The 17,173-nt window shown below is 69.6% G+C and carries 19 protein-coding genes and 2 pseudogenes; 13 read left to right on the top strand and 8 right to left on the bottom strand.

Annotation, left to right across the window (positions count from 1 at the left end):
* Both QQM39_RS24020 and QQM39_RS24015 read right to left on the bottom strand, forming a co-directional pair.
* Complete coding sequence (locus tag QQM39_RS24020; RefSeq protein WP_030052141.1) at positions 1 to 255, bottom strand: MoaD/ThiS family protein; 255 nt, start codon at positions 253 to 255, stop codon at positions 1 to 3.
* 37 nt (positions 256 to 292) lie between these two features.
* Positions 293 to 1,155 (bottom strand): annotated as a pseudogene (locus QQM39_RS24015) (alpha/beta hydrolase).
* A gap of 182 nt (positions 1,156 to 1,337) precedes the next feature.
* Between QQM39_RS24015 and QQM39_RS24010 the strand changes: the two are divergent.
* The 7 genes from QQM39_RS24010 to QQM39_RS23980 all read left to right on the top strand — a co-directional run bounded on the left by QQM39_RS24010 (position 1,338) and on the right by QQM39_RS23980 (position 7,635).
* On the top strand, positions 1,338 to 2,117 hold the full coding sequence (locus QQM39_RS24010; protein WP_301999588.1) for a response regulator transcription factor: 780 nt from the start codon (positions 1,338 to 1,340) through the stop codon (positions 2,115 to 2,117).
* 116 nt (positions 2,118 to 2,233) lie between these two features.
* The gene (locus QQM39_RS24005; protein WP_301999587.1) at positions 2,234 to 3,256 is read left to right on the top strand and encodes a LacI family DNA-binding transcriptional regulator; all 1,023 of its coding nucleotides are present in this window, start codon (positions 2,234 to 2,236) and stop codon (positions 3,254 to 3,256) included.
* 174 nt (positions 3,257 to 3,430) lie between these two features.
* Positions 3,431 to 4,516, top strand: coding sequence for a S1C family serine protease (locus tag QQM39_RS24000; RefSeq protein ID WP_301999586.1), 1,086 nt, complete (start codon positions 3,431 to 3,433; stop codon positions 4,514 to 4,516).
* A gap of 32 nt (positions 4,517 to 4,548) precedes the next feature.
* A complete protein-coding gene (locus tag QQM39_RS23995; protein WP_301999585.1) occupies positions 4,549 to 4,737 on the top strand; it encodes a hypothetical protein in 189 nt (62 codons plus the stop codon).
* 96 nt (positions 4,738 to 4,833) lie between these two features.
* Positions 4,834 to 5,571 (top strand): response regulator transcription factor, encoded by a 738-nt coding sequence (locus QQM39_RS23990; RefSeq protein WP_301999584.1) that lies wholly within the window; start codon positions 4,834 to 4,836, stop codon positions 5,569 to 5,571.
* A complete protein-coding gene (locus QQM39_RS23985; protein ID WP_301999583.1) occupies positions 5,568 to 7,022 on the top strand; it encodes a HAMP domain-containing sensor histidine kinase in 1,455 nt (484 codons plus the stop codon). The genes QQM39_RS23990 and QQM39_RS23985 overlap by 4 nt, the downstream gene beginning before the upstream one ends.
* Before the next feature lie 103 nt (positions 7,023 to 7,125).
* Positions 7,126 to 7,635, top strand: coding sequence for a hypothetical protein (locus QQM39_RS23980; protein ID WP_301999582.1), 510 nt, complete (start codon positions 7,126 to 7,128; stop codon positions 7,633 to 7,635).
* Here QQM39_RS23980 and QQM39_RS23975 read toward each other — a convergent pair.
* Genes QQM39_RS23975 through QQM39_RS23965 form a run of 3 tightly spaced genes read right to left on the bottom strand, consistent with a single transcriptional unit; the run spans position 7,625 to position 8,840 of the window.
* Positions 7,625 to 7,816, bottom strand: a complete 192-nt coding sequence (locus QQM39_RS23975; protein ID WP_301999581.1) for a DUF397 domain-containing protein — start codon at positions 7,814 to 7,816, stop codon at positions 7,625 to 7,627. The two genes, QQM39_RS23980 and QQM39_RS23975, sit on opposite strands and share 11 nt — an antisense overlap.
* Positions 7,813 to 8,016, bottom strand: a complete 204-nt coding sequence (locus QQM39_RS23970) for a DUF397 domain-containing protein (protein ID WP_301999580.1) — start codon at positions 8,014 to 8,016, stop codon at positions 7,813 to 7,815. The genes QQM39_RS23975 and QQM39_RS23970 overlap by 4 nt, the downstream gene beginning before the upstream one ends.
* Positions 8,013 to 8,840: a helix-turn-helix transcriptional regulator gene (locus QQM39_RS23965; protein ID WP_302003707.1), complete on the bottom strand. Its 828-nt coding sequence runs from the start codon at positions 8,838 to 8,840 to the stop codon at positions 8,013 to 8,015. Before QQM39_RS23965 ends, QQM39_RS23970 begins: the two co-directional genes overlap by 4 nt.
* Before the next feature lie 184 nt (positions 8,841 to 9,024).
* Between QQM39_RS23965 and QQM39_RS23960 the strand changes: the two genes are divergently transcribed.
* From QQM39_RS23960 to QQM39_RS23935, 6 genes are all read left to right on the top strand, one after another.
* Entirely contained in the window at positions 9,025 to 9,291 is a 267-nt protein-coding gene (locus QQM39_RS23960; protein WP_301999579.1) for a hypothetical protein, read from the top strand.
* Positions 9,288 to 9,581 (top strand): hypothetical protein, encoded by a 294-nt coding sequence (locus tag QQM39_RS23955; RefSeq protein WP_301999578.1) that lies wholly within the window; start codon positions 9,288 to 9,290, stop codon positions 9,579 to 9,581. Before QQM39_RS23960 ends, QQM39_RS23955 begins: the two co-directional genes overlap by 4 nt.
* Before the next feature lie 92 nt (positions 9,582 to 9,673).
* Positions 9,674 to 10,000 carry a DUF6247 family protein gene (locus QQM39_RS23950; protein ID WP_301999577.1) on the top strand — a complete coding sequence of 109 codons (327 nt, stop codon included), beginning with the start codon at positions 9,674 to 9,676 and terminating at the stop codon, positions 9,998 to 10,000.
* The gene (locus QQM39_RS23945; RefSeq protein WP_301999576.1) at positions 9,997 to 10,236 is read left to right on the top strand and encodes a hypothetical protein; all 240 of its coding nucleotides are present in this window, start codon (positions 9,997 to 9,999) and stop codon (positions 10,234 to 10,236) included. The genes QQM39_RS23950 and QQM39_RS23945 overlap by 4 nt, the downstream gene beginning before the upstream one ends.
* 389 nt (positions 10,237 to 10,625) lie before the next feature.
* Positions 10,626 to 12,695 (top strand): pectinesterase family protein, encoded by a 2,070-nt coding sequence (locus QQM39_RS23940; protein WP_301999575.1) that lies wholly within the window; start codon positions 10,626 to 10,628, stop codon positions 12,693 to 12,695.
* A gap of 143 nt (positions 12,696 to 12,838) precedes the next feature.
* Positions 12,839 to 13,621, top strand: a complete 783-nt coding sequence (locus QQM39_RS23935; RefSeq protein WP_301999574.1) for a carbonic anhydrase — start codon at positions 12,839 to 12,841, stop codon at positions 13,619 to 13,621.
* Between the two features lie 89 nt (positions 13,622 to 13,710).
* Here the strand turns inward: QQM39_RS23935 and QQM39_RS23930 are convergent.
* The 3 genes and pseudogenes from QQM39_RS23930 to QQM39_RS23920 all read right to left on the bottom strand — a co-directional run bounded on the left by QQM39_RS23930 (position 13,711) and on the right by QQM39_RS23920 (position 17,106).
* Positions 13,711 to 15,475: pseudogene (locus QQM39_RS23930) on the bottom strand (ABC transporter ATP-binding protein).
* A gap of 87 nt (positions 15,476 to 15,562) precedes the next feature.
* Complete coding sequence (locus tag QQM39_RS23925) at positions 15,563 to 15,697, bottom strand: hypothetical protein (RefSeq protein WP_301999573.1); 135 nt, start codon at positions 15,695 to 15,697, stop codon at positions 15,563 to 15,565.
* 173 nt (positions 15,698 to 15,870) lie between these two features.
* The gene (locus QQM39_RS23920; RefSeq protein ID WP_301999572.1) at positions 15,871 to 17,106 is read right to left on the bottom strand and encodes a DUF2993 domain-containing protein; all 1,236 of its coding nucleotides are present in this window, start codon (positions 17,104 to 17,106) and stop codon (positions 15,871 to 15,873) included.
* Between the last annotated feature and the right edge of the window lie 67 nt (positions 17,107 to 17,173).

Raw genomic sequence — 17,173 nt, 5'->3', positions numbered from 1 at the left:
TCACCCTCCTGCGAACGGCGGGAGCACCTCGACCGTGCCGCCGTCGGCCAGCCGTACCGTCTCATGTTCGCGGGTGCCCACGGGGTCACCGTCGACGAGGAACGAGCATCGCTGCAGGACGCGCACGAGTTCACCGGGGTGTCGCTCGCGGGCGGCGTCGAGCGCCTCGGCGAGCGTGGCCGCGTCGAACGGCTCCTCGGCGATCCCGGCCGCGGCCTTGGCGGCGGCCCAGTAGCGCACCGTGACCTTTGGCATCCGGTTCCTCAATCGATCGGCTGTGTACTCCGCCAGGCTAGCCCGCCCGACCGACAGCCCAGTCCCCGATCCGGCCCAGCAGTTCGTCGGCGGCCGCGTGCTCGGCGTGCCCCATCCCCGGCTCCAGCCAGAGTTCACCGTGGTCACCGGCTGCCGCGGCCAGCATGCGGGGGTGGTCGAGGGGGAAGTAGCCGTCCCGGTCACCGTGCACGACCAGCAGCGGCGTGGGCGCGATGAGCGGCGCGGCCTCGACCGGTGACATCGGCACCGGATGCCACTCCCGGTGGTGGATGCGCGTACGGAACCCGTAGCGGCCCACCAGGCGCCCCTCGGGCCGCGTCACCAGCCAGTGGAGCTTCCGCATGGGAGCCGTGCCCCGGTAGTACCAGCGCGCGGGCGCGCTCACCGACACGACCGCGTCCACCCCCGTACGCTCCCCCTCTCCTCCCGCTCGCCGTACAGCGCCGCATGCCGCAGCACCACCGAGCCGCCCATGGAGAAGCCCACGGTCGCCACGCGCGCGTGGCCGAGTTCGCGGGCCCACCGCACCGCGGCCGCCAGATCGAGCACCTCGCGGTCGCCGACCGTCGAACGGCCGCCCGACGCTCCATGGCCCCGGAAGGAGAAGGTGACGACGGCCCCGTGCCGGGTGAAGGCCTGCGCCACCCGTCGCACATGCGGCTTGTCCACGTCGCCGGTGAAGCCGTGGGCCACGACGAACGCCAGGTCACCGGCAGATGGACGGCAGGCGTCGTATACGACCGCACCCGGGTCGTATACGGAATCGATCGTCACACCGTCGTCAGTGTGCAGAAACGTCCGCAAAGGTGTACGTCTGGTTGTCTCAGAGTTCGGACGAACCGTCGATCGTGCCACATGACCTGCCGGACCGTTGCTCATGTGGGCTATTCTGCTGGGCAGAGGACTCGGGCAGCGTAGCCCCCGGGTCCTTTTGTGCTTTCGGAAGCGTTGTATACGACGCGGGAAACCCTCAGGTGACCGCAGGTGTACGGGGCCTTCGGGATCGCAGAGCAGTTCCGCACCGCACACGTCCTCGCAGGGACCGAGGAGGAACCAGACGTATGAGTTCTCTGCTGCTCCTGACCAATGCCCTCCAGCCGTCGACGGAGGTGCTCCCCGCCCTCGGCCTGCTGCTGCACAACGTGCGCGTGGCTCCGGCGGAAGGCCCCGCCCTCGTCGACACCCCGGGTGCCGACGCCATCCTCATCGACGGCCGGCGTGACCTGCCCCAGGTCCGCAGCCTCTGCCAGCTGCTGCGCTCGACCGGCCCCGGCTGTCCGCTCATCCTCGTCGTCACGGAGGGCGGCCTCGCCGCCGTCACCGCCGACTGGGGGATCGACGACGTCCTGCTGGACACCGCCGGCCCCGCCGAGGTCGAGGCGCGGCTGCGGCTCGCCATGGGCCGCCAGCAGATCGTCAACGACGACTCCCCCATGGAGATCCGCAACGGCGACCTGTCGGTGGACGAGGCGACGTACAGCGCCAAGCTCAAGGGCCGGGTCCTCGACCTCACCTTCAAGGAGTTCGAGCTCCTGAAGTACCTCGCCCAGCACCCCGGCCGCGTCTTCACGCGCGCGCAGCTGCTCCAGGAGGTCTGGGGGTACGACTACTTCGGCGGCACCCGGACCGTCGACGTCCACGTACGACGACTGCGCGCCAAGCTCGGGCCCGAGCACGAGTCACTCATCGGGACCGTCCGGAACGTCGGTTATCGATTCGTTACTCCCGAGAAGATCGACCGCGCCGCCGAGGAAGCCAAGGCCAAGGCTGACCGGTCAAAATCGGAGGATGCGGACGACACGGCCGCCCTGGACGACGCCGAAGTCCGGGCCGAGGCGTAGCGGACGCTCGGGCAGGGCATCGCTTTCTTGCCGCCGCACGGGAAAGCGGGAGTCCAGCAACTGGGATGCTCCTTCACGCCCTGCCCAGAGTGGGTCCATCCGCGTAGACTCCGCGCGTGGCCAAGGTGACTCGCGATGATGTGGCTCGGCTGGCAGGGACGTCCACTGCCGTCGTCAGCTATGTCATCAACAACGGACCCCGGCCGGTCGCCCCGGCCACGCGCGAGCGTGTCCTCGCCGCGATCAAGGAACTGGGGTACCGGCCCGACCGGGTCGCCCAGGCCATGGCCTCGCGGCGCACGGATCTCATAGGCCTGATCGTGCCGGACGCGCGCCAGCCCTTCTTCGGGGAGATGGCACACGCGGTCGAGTGGGCCGCCGCCGAGCGCGGAAAGATGGTCCTCGTCGGCAACTCCGACTACGTCGGCGAGCGCGAGGTCCACTATCTGCGGGCGTTCCTCGGGATGCGCGTCTCGGGGCTGATCCTCGTCTCCCACGCGCTGAACGACCTGGCCGCCGCCGAGATCGAGGCCTGGGACGCCCGGGTCGTCCTCCTCCACGAGCGGCCTGAGGCCATAGACGACGTCGCCGTCGTCACCGACGACCTGGGCGGCGCCCAGGTCGCCGTACGCCACCTGCTGGAGCACGGCTACGAGTACGTCGCCTGTATGGGCGGCACCGCCGAGACCCCGGCGGTCGGCGACCCGGTCTCCGACCACGTCGAGGGCTGGCGGCGCGCGATGGCCGAGGCCGGGGTGCCCACCGAGGGCCGACTGTTCGAGGCGCCGTACAACCGCTACGACGCGTATCGCATAGCGCTCGACATTCTCTCCGGCCCGAACCGGCCGCCCGCGGTCTTCTGCTCCACCGACGACCAGGCCATCGGCGTGCTGCGCGCGGCGCGCGAGCTGCGGATCGATGTGCCGGGGGAGCTTGCTGTCGCCGGGTTCGACGACATCAAGGAGGCGGCGCTGGCGGATCCGCCGCTGACCACTGTTGCTTCCGACCGGTCGGCCATGGCGCGGGCCGCCGTGGATCTGGTGCTCGATGACGGGTTGCGGGTGGCGGGGTCGCGGCGTGAGCGACTGAAGGTGTTTCCGTCGCGGCTGGTCACACGGAAGTCGTGTGGGTGCGCCTAAGAGCTCAACCCCACACCCCTGGAGACGTTGCAGTTTCACCTTGGCTTTCTGAGAGGTCTCTGAGGAGCCCCCGCCCAAGGCCAGGGGGAGCTTTATATCGGGCGAACGAGCTTCTGCCGGGCTTCTCAGGGAGGACTCAGGGAGCTCTCATGGTCGGGCGACAAGCTCATTGTCATGACCGAGAGCTTCCGCCGCGACGGCGAGTACGAGCAGTACACGAACCCCCACCAGGGCGCCCAGCAGCACGCCTCTTCCCCCGTGAACCCGGAGTGGCCGCCCCCGCCTGCGTACCAGCCGGCGGCGCATGAGCCGACGGGTGAGGCGGCCGGCGGAGCCCCCACCGCTCTCCTCACCGAGACCGTCGCCCAGCCGCCCAAGGCACGGCGCCGTAACCGCGGCCCGGTCGCCCTCCTCGCCGCCGTGGCGATCGTCGCCGCGGCGATCGGCGGGGGCACGGCGTACGGCATCCAGGAGCTGATCGGCAACGACACCGTCGCCGCCACCAGCTCCACCAGCACCAACGTCGTCCCCTCCAGCCAGAAGGGCACGGTCGCCGGGGTGGCCAAGGCGGTCAGCCCGAGCATCGTCGAGATCAACGCGACCTCGAACGCCGGGTCCTCCACCGGCTCGGGCGTGATCATCACCAGTGACGGCGAGATAGTCACCAACAACCACGTCGTCTCCGGCGCCTCGTCGATCAAGGTGACGACCAGCAACGGCAAGGAGTACACCGCCGAGGTCGTCGGCACCGACAGCAGCAAGGACCTCGCGCTGATCAAGCTGCAGAACGCCTCCGGGCTGACCGTGGCCACCCTCGGCGACTCCTCCGGCGTCCAGGTCGGCGACCAAGTCGTGGCGATCGGCTCCCCCGAGGGCCTGACCGGCACCGTCACCAGCGGCATCGTGTCCGCGCTCAACCGTGACGTGACCGTCTCGACGGACGAGAGCCAGGGCCGGCAGCAACAGCAGCAGGGCGGCGGCGGATGGCCGTTCGAGTTCGGCGGTCAGCAGTTCAACGGCGACACGGGGTCGTCGACGACGACGTACAAGGCGATCCAGACGGACGCGTCCCTGAACCCCGGCAACTCCGGCGGCGCGCTGATCGACATGAACGGCAACATCATCGGCATCAACTCCGCGATGTACTCGGCGTCCGGCTCGGGTTCGTCCGACGCCGGCAGCGTGGGCCTCGGCTTCACCATCCCGATCAACACCGTCAAGTCCGACCTGGCGAAGCTGCGGTCGGGTTCGCAGAACTGACTTCGCCGAAGCCCGAGCTGAAGGAGTACGTCATGATCCGGCAGGTTGAGCACACCACGACCGGCTTCGGTGCGGCCGACATCGCCCTGGCCCTGAACGTCGCGGGCGCCCTGCACGCGCCCACGGCCCCCTCCCGGGCGCCGGAACTGGCGACCGCCGGTCTCGGCGCGGGCCGCAGGGCCGCCCCGGCCCGCAGCCGCCGCCGTACCGTACGGGGCTGAGAAGCCGAGCAGGCCGAGCAGGCCGAGAAACATGCGAGGCTGAAGGCGTTGAGCCTCTCAGCTCCCGTCCCCACCACACCCGAGGATCCCGAGCCCATGAGCCCCGCCGATGGCGACCGTGACCCCCAGCGCATCCTGATCGTCGACGACGAGCCGGCGGTGCGCGAAGCACTCCAGCGCAGCCTCGCCTTCGAGGGATACGACACCGAGGTCGCGGTCGACGGCGCCGACGCCCTGGAAAAGGCGACCGCCTACCGGCCCGACCTGGTGATCCTCGACATCCAGATGCCCCGCATGGACGGCCTGACCGCCGCCCGCCGCATCCGTGGCGCCGGTGACACGACGCCGATCCTCATGCTGACGGCCCGCGACACGGTCGGTGACCGCGTGACGGGACTGGACGCCGGGGCCGACGACTACCTGGTCAAGCCCTTCGAACTGGACGAGCTGTTCGCCCGGGTCCGCGCCCTGCTGCGGCGCAGCTCGTACGCGGCGGCGGCCGGTGCGGGCGCGGTGGAGGAGGACGACGCGCTGACCTTCGCCGACCTGCGCATGGATCTCGCCACGCGTGAGGTGACGCGGGGTGGGCGACCGGTGGAGCTGACCCGTACGGAGTTCACGCTGCTGGAGATGTTCATGGCGCATCCGCGCCAGGTGCTGACCAGGGAGCAGATCCTGAAGGCGGTGTGGGGCTTCGACTTCGAGCCCTCCTCCAACTCCCTCGATGTGTACGTCATGTACCTGCGCCGCAAGACCGAGGCGGGCGGCGAGCCGCGGCTCGTGCACACGGTTCGGGGTGTGGGGTATGTGCTGCGGCAGGGTGGGGCGGAGTGAACAGGGTTCTACGCCGGTTCCGGTCGCGGCCGATCCGGTCGCGGCTGGCGCTCTTGGTGGCGGCGGCTGTGGCGTTCGCGGTGGCGGCGGTTTCGGTTACCTGTTGGTTCATCGTGCGGGGGCGGTTGGACGCCCAGGTGAACGACGACCTGGAGCAGGCCGCACGGCTGAAGCCCGGGCAGTGGGTGGACATGCAGAACGCGCTCGCCAACTGCACTCAGTCCCCGCAGAGCACGAAGCCCTTCCGGAACCTGTACTCCCAGGTCGTCAAGGCGGACGGAACCCCCTGCGTCACCGACGACTCCATCGGTGCGGTCAAGGTCACCCAGGCCGACAAGGACGTGATCAAGAACGGGGATTCCGGCGAGGGCATCATCCGCAACGGCACGGCCGACGACGGTACGCCGGTACGCGTGAGGACCGTGCCGCAGCCCGCACAGAACCCCGTCACGGGAGAGCAGTCCTACGTCGCCATCAGCATCGCGGTGTCGCTGGAGGGCACCAAGTCCACCCTCAACGACCTCGCCCTGATCCTCCTCCTCGTCTCGGGCGTAGGAGTCGTAGGCGCCGGAGCCGCAGGCCTCGCAGTAGCCCGCGCAGGCCTCCGCCCCGTCGACAAACTCACCGAGGCCGTCGAACATGTAGCCCGCACCGAGGACTTGAGCGTCCGCATCCCGGTGGAGGACGACGCCGAGGACGAGGTAGCCCGTCTCTCCCGCTCCTTCAACTCCATGACGTCCGCCCTGGCCAACTCCCGCGAACTCCAGCAACAGCTCATCGCCGACGCCGGCCACGAACTCCGCACCCCCCTCACCTCCCTCCGCACCAACATCGAACTCCTCACCCGCAGCGAGGAGACGGGCCGCCCCATCCCGGAGGCCGACCGCAAGGCGCTCCTCGCCTCGGTGAAGGCACAGATGACCGAACTGGCCGCCCTGATAGGCGACTTGCAGGAGCTGTCCCGCTCGGAGGGCCAGCGCGGCGAACGCGTCCAGGTGGTCTCCCTGGAGGACACCGTCGAGGCCGCCCTGCGCCGGGCACGGCTGCGCGGCCCGGAGCTGACGATCACGGCCGACCTCCAGCCCTGGTACGTCCGCGCGGAGCCGACGGCGCTGGAGCGCGCGGTGGTCAACATCCTCGACAACGCGGTGAAGTTCAGCCCGGAGAGCGGCACGATCGAGGTCGTACTGAACGACGGTGTCCTGACCGTCCGCGACCACGGCCCCGGCATCCCCGCCGACGAACTCCCCCACGTCTTCGACCGCTTCTGGCGCTCACCGAGCGCGCGGGCCCTTCCGGGCTCGGGACTGGGCCTGTCGATCGTGGCCCGTACCGTCGAGCAGGCCGGCGGCCAGGTCACCCTGGCTCGCGCGGAGGGCGGCGGGACGGTGGCGACCGTACGGCTGCCGGGGGCGCCGACGCCGCCGCCTGCGGAGCCGCAGGAGTCCTAGCTTCAACTCTGGGTTTGCTTGTCGAAGTTGCTTACCCAAAGCGGCCGGGAAAGGAGATCCACTTCCCAGCCGTTTCCCCTACGCTTTGAGGCGAGGGGGAGCCATGTTGAACAACTCGCGATCGAAAATCGCCCTGTGGACCACCTTGGGCGTCGTGTTCACGGGCGGTGCGGTTTCGCTCCTCGTCCTGGCGTTGGTGTCGGGTTCGGGGTCGGACGAGGAGCCGCACGCGCGGGCGACCGCGTCGACCAGCTGGTACACCACGCAGCCGCCGGAGACGTCCGACACTCCGATCGGAGAACCGAGCGATCCCGGCCAGGGCGCAACCCCGAAGCCGAGCGGCGGCGGGACCATCTCACCGACCGTAGACCCGACCGAGCCGGGTGAGCCGACCGAGCTCCCGACCCCGGTGACCGTCGTGACCCAGACCGTCGTCGCGGTGCCCCCGAGCGCTGGTGGCGACGGCCCCGGCTCGCTGATCACGGCCTTCGGCTCCCTGCTGAGCGGCGCCGCAGCGGTCGGCACCCTGCTTCACGCCGTCCACCTGAGCCGACAGAACCGCAGCGCCGTCGCGGCGACGGACGACGACGCGACTCCGGCGCCTAGTTCTTGAGGCCGGCGAGGAAGGACGCCCAGGGGGTCGTGCCGAAGACGAGTACCTGACCGTCCGGGTTCTTGCTGTCGCGGACGGGGACGACGGCGGGGTGGCCGTCGGCGACCTCGACGCAGTTCGACGCTCCCCCGTCGCTGTAGGACGACTTGCTCCACACGGCGGTGCTGAGGTCGGGAGTCACGCGGGGCCCTTCACTCCATACACGAACGCGGACCAGGACGACGCGCCGAAAACAAGGACGCCGCCGCCCGGGGCCTTGCTGTCCCGGACCGGGACTATGTCGGGGTAGCCGTCGGCGACCTCGACGCAGTTGTTGGCTCCCCCGTCGCTGTAGCTCGACTTGCGCCAGGCGGCGGTGCTGAAGTCGGGGGTGTGCTTCATGATCTGTGCTCCTCCAGTACGTCCCGGATGAACGTCAGCGAGTCCGACGGGGACAGCGCCAGATCCCGGAGCCGATCGTAGGACAAACGGTGCCGCAGGAAGTCATCTGGATCGTCCATCAGCAGACCGCTGCTGTCACCTTCCGTGTAGGCGACGGCACTTCCGTCCCTCTGCCACAGCAGGGTCAGCGATCCCCTTCCCATGAGGTGATGAACCCCGGCCGAGAACGTCAGCACCTGGACGACGACGTTGGGCCACTGCGAAACGGCCTCGAAGTGCAGCAACTGGTCTTCCCAGGTCTTCGCACTCGCTGAGGGACGACGGAACGCGAACTCGTCAATGATGAAACGGACGTGGGGCGCCGGGTTCCTGCGTAGCAGAAGCTGCCGTCCCAGGCGCGCGGCCACCTGCTCCTCGACCGCCTCGGCATCCTTGGGTGTTGTCTGGGGCTCAGACAACACCTCCCGGGCGAAGTCCTCGGTCTGCAAGAGCCCAGGCACGTTCGGCGTGTATACACGCATGACCCGGGCTGTCGCTTCCAACCGCATGTACTCCTTGTACTTGTCCTTGAAGGCGTCGATCCGCGCCATCTTCCACAGGCCGACCAGCAGGTCACCAGTGCCGTAATACCCGTCCAGGTCCACCATGACCGCCACCTTGGACAGCCGCTCCCCGGACTCCAACCGGCTCAGATAGCTCTTCTCGTAGCCGGATTCGTCGGCCAGCTGCCCCAGAGACTTCCCGGCCTTCTCTCGCAGGACCTTCAGCGTCTGCCCCAGCACCGCCCGCCCGGAAACCGGCTCGGCGTCAACCTTTTCTGCCACGTCACCCCTCCCCGTTGCCTGGCGCGCCAGACAACACCAAACCTCTTCCGCAGCGTACGCCGCACCTGTGACGATCGAGACACGAACGGTAATCACCGCTCGTCAGACCCCTGCCATGCCAAAACCCCCGCGACCGATGCAGCTCGGCCCGGGGGCGTGGCCGACGCTTAACAGGAGCGCCGACATGCGCGAACGTACCGCCGGACTCATGAAATCGCTACTGATCGCACTCGTACGGGTACTACTGCCCAGCCGAGGACGACACCGAGCCGCTCCCCCGCCCCAACCGCCGGTCATCACACAGCAGTTGGCCACCCCTCCCCGCTATCCCGTCCAGGCATGCCGCTGCGAGCGCGAACGCATCCTGCAACGCCGCCGCGCCCGCTGGATCGCCACCTACGGCATCGACGCCGAACTGCGCCGCAGGGACGGACAGGAGGTCTCCGCATGAGCGCCCCCGAAGAGCTCCGCCTCCTCCCCTGGACCACCCCCGACGGCAAACCCTGCTACCTCAGCACCGACACCGACCACAGCAGGCTCTCTCTGCTCGCCGACGACGTGGAAACGGCCCAGATGGACTCGGGCGAGCAGGTACTCGTCGGAGCCAGGGCCGTCCTCGCAGACGCCAAGGCCGGTGAACGCGCCGTACGCTTCGCGCTCACCCGCGCCACGGAGTCCCTGGAGGACGTACTCCGCATCGCGGTCAGCCGCGGTGAACGCACCAAAGCAGGTGACAGGTGACACGCCCGTCCACCGCCGCCAGACACCTCTGGCGTTCTACCGTGGACCTCCGGCCCTCACGTCTCACCCCAGCCGGAGAAGAGGAACCGATCATGGCCCACGAGGTGGATCCGAACTCCTGCGAGAGAACCCCCGAGGCCCTCCGCGCGGCCCTGCAGCGGCGCCCCGACTGGCTCCAGGCCTTCGAGCAGGACTGGCTCAGCGCGGCGGCCGACTTCGATCAGGCGGCGCTCGACGCCGTGACCGAGAAGTGGTTCCCCTTCGCCTGCGCCTGCGCCACGCCGGGCTATCTGGACGAAGTGGAGCAGACGGTGAAGCGGGTGGCCGAGGGCGACACCGAGGGCATGGTTTTCCGTGACGAGGACGGGAACGCCTACGGCGCCGACAACCGGCCCATTGACGCGGGCAGGTGTGGGTGAGCGCCTATGCGATCAGATACGCCGACCGCGCGGCCCAGCGGAAGGCCGCACTGAGCGCGCCACAGCACGCGTCGCTGGAAGATCTCGAGAAGCGGCTCAGCCTCAACCCGTTCGGCCCACCCGCGATCAGCAACCGTGACAACAGCTGGTCGGCCGCCTTCACGGGTGGCTTCATCACCTACGTCGTGTCCAACCGCCACGTCGTGATCAACGTCGTCGACCTGGTCGCCATCTGATCAGTCCAAGGTGCCCCCGGACGGCCGTCTCTCCCCCAACCACTCGGCGAAGGTCGGCCGTTCGGCCGAGGGCCGAGGTGAGAAGCAAGCCGAGCCTGGCCATTCGGCTGAGGTGCGGGAGACGTACGAGGCGCGACAGTAGAGGTGCGGCGCCCGGACCGACACTCCCCCCAATCCGGCCGGGCGCTCGCGCCGGCTCCCGCGGCCCGGCGGGCCACACCGTGCCGTGGGCCGAGGTCCTACGCCCGGCCCGCGTCGACTTCCGTGTACATCACCGCAGTTCCGTACCCGACGCCCCCTCAGCCGAAAAAGCCCCGTTCCCCGGCAACCCTTTCGCCCGTAGCGGCAACCGATCCTTGGACCATCCCCCGCACGGAACGGATCGCCGTATGAGTGAGCAGCACAGCAAGGCCCGTCACCGCAGAAGCAGGACGGCCCTGGCGGTCGGGGTGCCTTTGGCCCTGACCGCCTCCGGTGTCCTCGCCTACGGCACGGACTTCGGTCTCCTCGGCTCCGGTGCCCAGCAGCAGGCGTCCGCCGCGACCGCCGCCGCCCCCGCCTGGGCCACCGCCACCGCCGACGGCTTCGCGTCCGTCAACTCACTTGGGCAGAACGGCACTTATGGCGGGCGGGACGGGCAGATCGTCACCGTCAGGACGCAGGCCGACCTGGAGAAGTACGCGACGGCCGCCGAGCCGTACGTCATCGTCGTCGCCGGGACCATCAACATGAACCCGGTGGGCAAGGAGATCAAGGTCCAGTCGGACAAGACCATCGTCGGGTCCGGCACCTCCGGGCACATCGTCGGCGGTGGCTTCTTCCTCGGGTCCGGCGTGCACAACGTGATCATCCGGAACCTGACCATCCGGGACTCGTACCAGGGCGTCTGGAACGACAAGGACCACGACTTCGACGCCATCCAGATGGACGGCGCCCACCATGTGTGGATCGACCACAACGATCTGCGGCACATGGCCGACGGGCTCATCGACGTGCGCAAGGACAGCACGAACGTGACCGTGTCCTGGAACAAGCTGAGCCAGAACAACAAGACCTTCGGCATCGGCTGGACCGAGAACGTCAAGACGGACATCACGGTCCACCACAACTGGTTCCGCGAGACCGAGCAGCGCAACCCGTCCACCGACAACGCCGCCCACGCGCACCTCTACAACAACTTCCTGGAGGACGCGGCGGGCACCGGCATCAAGTCGTCGTACGGCAACTACTCGCGCGGCAAGACGAAGATGATCCTGGAGAACTCCTACTTCCAGGGCATGAACAACCCCGTCACCAAGGACGGCACCGCGACCGTCGTCCAGCGCGGCAACGTCTTCTCGGGGACGAGTGGCCGCAATGAGAGCGGCGGTACGGCGTTCGACCCGAAGACGTACTACGCGTACACGCTCGACGCGGCGGCGAACGTGCCGTCACTCCTCAAGTCGGGTGCGGGGCCGCGCAGTTCCATCGGTACGACGACTGCGGCGGCGAGCACCAAGGCCGCGACAACTCTCACCGTCGCCAAGGACGGCAGCGGTCAGTACACGACCGTGCAGGCGGCCGTGAACGCCGTGCCCGCGAACAACGCCTCCAGGGTCGTGATCGCGGTCAAGCCGGGTACGTACCGCGAGCTGGTCAAGGTCCCGGCGAACAAGCCGCACGTCACCATCCAGGGCACGGGCAGCAGCCGTAAGGACACGGTGATCGTCTACAACAACGCGGCCGGCACGCCCAAGCCGGGCGGCGGCACCTACGGCACGGGCGGCAGTGCCACCGTCGCCGTCGAGGCAGACGACTTCCAGGCCCGCAACCTGACGATCAACAACGACTTCGACGAGAAGGCGAACCAGAACCTGAGCGGCCACCAGGCCGTCGCCCTGCGCACCGCCGCCGACAAGGTGTTCCTCGACGGCGTCATCGTCGGCGGCGACCAGGACACCCTGCTCGTGGACACCGCGGCCAAGGACAAGCTGGGCCGCGTCTACATGCGGAACTCCTACGTCGTCGGCAACGTGGACTTCATCTTCGGCCGCGCGACCGCGGTGATCGACAGGTCCGTCATCACGCTGAAGAAGCGCTGGGACGGCACGTCGGCAGGTTACGTCACCGCTCCGTCGACCGCCGCGAACCGCAAGGGCATCCTCATCGCCAACTCCACCGTCAACGGCGACGTGTCCGACCGGAGCTTCTACCTCGGCCGCCCCTGGCACGCGGGCGGCGACGCGTCCCTCGATCCGCAGACGACGGTGCGCAACACCACCCTCAGCGCGGCGATCCGCACCACGCCCTGGACCGACATGAGCGGCTTCTCCTGGAAGGACGACCGCTTCGCCGAGTACAAGAACACCGGCGCCGGGGCGGGCAGCGCGAGCAGCGACCGCCCACAGCTGACCGACGCCCAGGCGACCGGGCAGGAGATCGCGGACTGGCTGGGTGACTGGACGCCGACGGCGTCCTGAACCCTGTGGAAACCGCTTAACGTCAAGGCCTGCGCGAGGGAACGTCAAGAGCCGACCAATGATCGATCATGACTTCACCCGCGCTCGGCCATGATTCAGCAAGGTGAATATTTGGTTCGAGTTTCGGGCGTACGTTCCAGTCCGTGAACTCTGACAGATCCGTCGGCTCCGGGCCGACCTCCTCCGCCCACAAGCGGTTCGCATTTCCCTCGCTCGCCCGCCGCACACTCCTGCGGGCCGGGCTGACCGGGGCCGCGGCACTGGGGGCCACCGCCGCCCTCGGTACGACCTCCGCCCCCGCCACCCCGACGGCCCCCACCGCCGGCGGCTCCGCTCGCCGCCCCAGCACTCCCGCGGAAGCCCTGCGTGAACTCGCCGCGGGCAACCAGCGCTGGCGCAGCTTCCGGGAGCGGCACCCCGACGAGTCGCCCACCGTACGGCAGGCCCTGACGTCGGCTCAGCACCCGTTCGCCGTCATCCTCGGCTGCATCGACTCCCGGGTGCCGCCGGAGCTGGTCTTCGACCAGGGTCTCGGTGACCTGTTCGTCGTGCGTTCCGCCGGCGAGGTCCTGGACGAGGCGGTCCTCGGCAGCCTCGCCTACGGGCCGCTCGAACTGGGGACGCCGCTGATCGTGGTGCTCGGGCACCAGTCGTGCGGTGCCGTGAAGGCCGCCGTCGAGGCGGACGAGTCCGGTGAGCGGCTGCCTGCCCACATCCAGTACCTGGCCGAGCAGATAGCCCCCAGCATCGACCACACGAAGGAGGGCACCGCTCGCATCGACGCGACCATCAACGCGAACGTACGGGCCGTCCGCGCACGTCTGGCCGCCGAGCCGGACTTCGCCGCGCGGATCAGCACCGGCGAACTGGCCATCGTCGGCGCCCGCTACGACCTGGACACGCAGGGCGTCCACCGGGTCGTCTGACACCCTCGAGCGGCGGTACCCGGCATGCCCGGCGTCAGTGGAAGCCGAGCATGCCGGGGGGTGGGGAGCCGAGGTCGACGCCCTCGCATTCACCGCCTGAGGACCAGCGTCTCCTCCGCCGACACCGCCGGCATCGGCCCCGCCAGCCGCGCGTAGACGCCTCCCCGCGCCACCAACTCCCCGTGCGTGCCCGCCTCGACCAGTCGGCCGCCGTCCACGACGAGCACCCGGTCCGCATCCGGCGCCAGGCTCAGATCGTGGGTGATCATGATCGTCGTACGGCCGGACATGAGCCGTCGCAGCGGCTGTACGACCTGGCGGGCGGCCACCGAGTCCAGCCCGGCGGTCGGCTCGTCGAGGATCAGGACGGGTGCGGCGCGCAGCATCGCGCGGGCGATGGTGATCCGCTTCAGCTGGCCGCCGGAGAGGGCCGCCGTGCCGGGGGCGACATGCGTGTCGTATCCGTCCGGGAGCGCGGCGATGAAGTCGTGCGCCGCCGCCGCACGCGCCGCCCGCTCGATGTCCTCGTCGCTCGCGCCCGGGCGGCCGCACTCGATGTTCTCGCGGATGGTGCCGTTGAGGATGAGGGTCTCCTGGGGCAGCAGCGCCACGTTCTCGCGCAGGAACTCCAGTCCCATGTTCGTCAGGGGCACGCCGTCCAGGGTGATGACGCCCGCTGCGGGGTCGTAGAAGCGGGTGAGGAGCTTGGCCGTCGTGGACTTGCCCGCGCCGCTCGGGCCCGTGATGATCACCAGCTCGCCGGGGCCGGCCGTGAAGGTCAGGTCGGTCAGCGACCGCCTGGCGGAACCCGGGTAGCGGAAGGACACCCCGTGGAAGCCGACCCAGCCCCGCACCGGCCACGGCGTGACGGGCTCGGCGGGGTCGGTGACGGCCGGCTCGGCGTCCAGGATCTCGCCGAGGCGCTGGGCGCCGACGGTGGCGGCGGTGAGGGTGAGGCCGAGCCGGCCGAGGTTGCGGATCGGCGGGTAGAGGTAGCCGATGAAGGCGGCGAAGGCGAGGAGCCGGCCGAGTGTCATACGGCCGGCCGAGATCTCCCAGACGCCGAGGCCGATCACGGTGAGCACGCAGATCGTCTCCACGACCTCGACGAACTGCTCGTACATCTCGCTCAGCCGCGCCCCGCGCACGGACGCCTTCATCCAGACCCGTGCCTCGCGGTCGAGCCGCCGCTGCTCGTCCCGGCTGCGGTTGTAGGCCTGGGTCAGCACCACATTGCCCAGCGACTCCTCCACCACCGACGTGATCGCGCCGTCGGCCACCCGCTCGTCCTGGGACGCCGTGCGGATACGGCCGGCGAAGCGGCGGGCGGCCAGCAGGAAGGGGCGCCAGGACGAAGGTGGCCAGCGCCAGGTCCCAGCGCAGGTACAGGGCGGCCGCCGAGTAGAAGACCGCCGAGAAGGCGGCGGAGACGGTGCCGACCACGCCTGAGACGACCATCTGCTCGATGGCCTCGACGTCCCCGGTGAGCCGCTCGACCAGGTCGCCCTGCCGGTGCTTCTCGAAGAAGTGCGGCGGCAGGTCCTGGACGTGCCGGAAGACCTTCGCGCGCAGCCGCAGCACGAATCTCTCGGCGGTCCAGGTGGCGAGCGAGTTGCCGAGGTAGCCGACGAGCGCGCCCAGCGCGGCGACGCCCAGCCAGGCCGCCGCCGGGCCCCAGAAGGCGGACAGCGAACCGGCCTTGAGCGCGTTGTCGGTGAGCTCGGCGAACAGCAGGATCGAGGCGGTCTCGGCCAGCGCGGCGACGACCACGCAGGCCACGATGACCGCCAGCCACTTGCGATCGCCGCGCGTCAGCGGCCAGAAACGCCGGAAGGCCTCCCGGACTTCCCTCATGCTCCACTCCCTGTGCGGTCCCTGCGGACATGGCCGAGGCGGGGCCCCGGAGCGCGGACGCTCCGGGGCCCCGCCTCGTGGCGGACCTCAGCCCTTGTTCGCGACCGGGCGGCGCTTCGGGGCCTGCTTCTTCGGCGCGGCCGGAACCTTCTGCTTCTTGGCTGCCGGGGCACCGGTCTTGCAGTTGTTCTTCTTCACGGGGGCGATCTTGTGGAAGCTCATGATGGTTTCTCTTTGTTTGCTTTCGTGTCGTTCGCTTGCGACATGGAAAAAATTACGGGACGCCGGAGCCGGAAAAAGCCAAAAACGGTGAGACCTCGATGAATTGAGACTGAGATCGATTTTCAGGAAGACCCGGGAACCGAACCGGAATTCACACAGTATTTATTCCGGACCTATTTCCCGCCGACCGCCAGCCCGGCCCCTTCCAACCGCACCCTGATCCCGTCCTCCTCCACCCGGACGTCCCGCAACCGCAGCGCCCCGCTGGGCGGCTCGGGCAGGCGGAAGCCCAGCGACAGCTGGTCGGCGAGGACCGGGCGGGTGAGCCGGGGCAGGGCGTCGAGCAGGGCGGGGTCGAAGCCCAGGCGCTTGAGCAGGGCGGGGTGGTCCAGGGCCAGGTCGATGAGGTTGAGGCGCATGGCCTGGTGCAGGAAGCGCGGGGTGCCGGTCAGGTCGGTGAGCTTGGCCTCGTCGCGCAGGGCCTCGCGGACGGCGGAGTCGGGCACTCCCAGGCGTCGTACGACCGACGGGATCGACAAAAGCGCCTTCGCCTTGCGGGTCTCGTGGGCGAGGCGGGCCGCCGACTCGCGGCTCAGGTGCAGGCCGTCCGCGGCCCGGGTGCCGGGGCGGTACGTGGCCAGGTCCCCTATGTCCAGGCGCATTCCGCCGATGTGCGTGGCGATGCCGCGGTCGCCGTCGCGCAGGATGCGGGCCTCGGCGCGCAGACGCAGGTCGTGTCCGGCGACCGGCAGGGTGCCGCGCGCCCGGACCCGGTCGCGGCCCTCTCCGGTGAACGTGACCTGGGACGCGCCGAGTTCGCGGTTGAGGTCGGCGAAGGAGAGGAGGACGTCGCCCTGCAGCGTCGGGATGTCGGCGCCGCGCACGGCCGTCGGGCCGTCGGTGTCCAGCCGTACGTCCTTCGCGGTCGCCGTCACCTGCGCGAGGGAGATCCGGTCGGCGGCCACGTCGGGGACGGTCACCCTCACCGAGTCCAGCCGCTCGTCGGCGAGTTGGGTGAGGAAGGGGAAGCCGCCGATCTCCACCTCGGGCGCGGCGGCCAGGTCGAAGCGGTCCTTGAGGGTGTCCGCCGCTCTGCGCTCGGCGTACAGCAGGGCCCAGCGGTCGGCGAGGGTGAGGAAGCAGGCGAGGACGACGAGGGCGATCACCGCCTTCAGCGCGAGGGGAAGCCCCGCGAAGCGACCTCGCCGGCGGCGCCGGCCGTTACGGCGGTGGTTGGGCGGGGCCCAGGGATCGTCCTGGGCCGCCGCCTCGTCCTGCTCGGTCTGTTCGGTCCGCTCGTCCCGTACGTCCTCGTGGAGGAACTCTTCCAACGGGCCGTCGTCCAGACCGGCCAGCTCCTCGTAGGGGTTTGTATAGGGATGCGTGGTTATGCGGTGGGGGGTACGCATCGATCCATCCGACCATGCGAACGCCCCCCACCCGCAACCGCAACCGGAGGTATGCGATCTACCTCAC

Origin of the sequence: Streptomyces sp. DT2A-34 (assembly GCF_030499515.1) — a bacterium.
In the GTDB taxonomy this organism is placed as follows: Bacteria; Actinomycetota; Actinomycetes; order Streptomycetales; family Streptomycetaceae; genus Streptomyces.
The sequence above is the reverse complement of the archived record's forward strand: the minus strand, read 5'-3'. Positions and strand labels throughout refer to the sequence as shown.

Bases quoted from the DNA above. Each gene is read 5' to 3' on its own strand.
- QQM39_RS24020 (WP_030052141.1), bottom strand. From the start codon at position 255: ATGCCAAAGGTCACGGTGCGCTACTGGGCCGCCGCCAAGGCCGCGGCC.
- QQM39_RS24010 (WP_301999588.1), top strand. From the start codon at position 1,338: ATGAGTTCTCTGCTGCTCCTGACCAATGCCCTCCAGCCGTCGACGGAG.
- QQM39_RS24000 (WP_301999586.1), top strand. From the start codon at position 3,431: ATGACCGAGAGCTTCCGCCGCGACGGCGAGTACGAGCAGTACACGAAC.
- QQM39_RS23995 (WP_301999585.1), top strand. From the start codon at position 4,549: ATGATCCGGCAGGTTGAGCACACCACGACCGGCTTCGGTGCGGCCGAC.
- QQM39_RS23990 (WP_301999584.1), top strand. From the start codon at position 4,834: ATGAGCCCCGCCGATGGCGACCGTGACCCCCAGCGCATCCTGATCGTC.
- QQM39_RS23980 (WP_301999582.1), top strand. From the start codon at position 7,126: ATGTTGAACAACTCGCGATCGAAAATCGCCCTGTGGACCACCTTGGGC.
- QQM39_RS23970 (WP_301999580.1), bottom strand. From the start codon at position 8,016: ATGAAGCACACCCCCGACTTCAGCACCGCCGCCTGGCGCAAGTCGAGC.
- QQM39_RS23960 (WP_301999579.1), top strand. From the start codon at position 9,025: ATGCGCGAACGTACCGCCGGACTCATGAAATCGCTACTGATCGCACTC.
- QQM39_RS23955 (WP_301999578.1), top strand. From the start codon at position 9,288: ATGAGCGCCCCCGAAGAGCTCCGCCTCCTCCCCTGGACCACCCCCGAC.
- QQM39_RS23950 (WP_301999577.1), top strand. From the start codon at position 9,674: ATGGCCCACGAGGTGGATCCGAACTCCTGCGAGAGAACCCCCGAGGCC.
- QQM39_RS23940 (WP_301999575.1), top strand. From the start codon at position 10,626: ATGAGTGAGCAGCACAGCAAGGCCCGTCACCGCAGAAGCAGGACGGCC.
- QQM39_RS23925 (WP_301999573.1), bottom strand. From the start codon at position 15,697: ATGAGCTTCCACAAGATCGCCCCCGTGAAGAAGAACAACTGCAAGACC.
- QQM39_RS23920 (WP_301999572.1), bottom strand. From the start codon at position 17,106: ATGCGTACCCCCCACCGCATAACCACGCATCCCTATACAAACCCCTAC.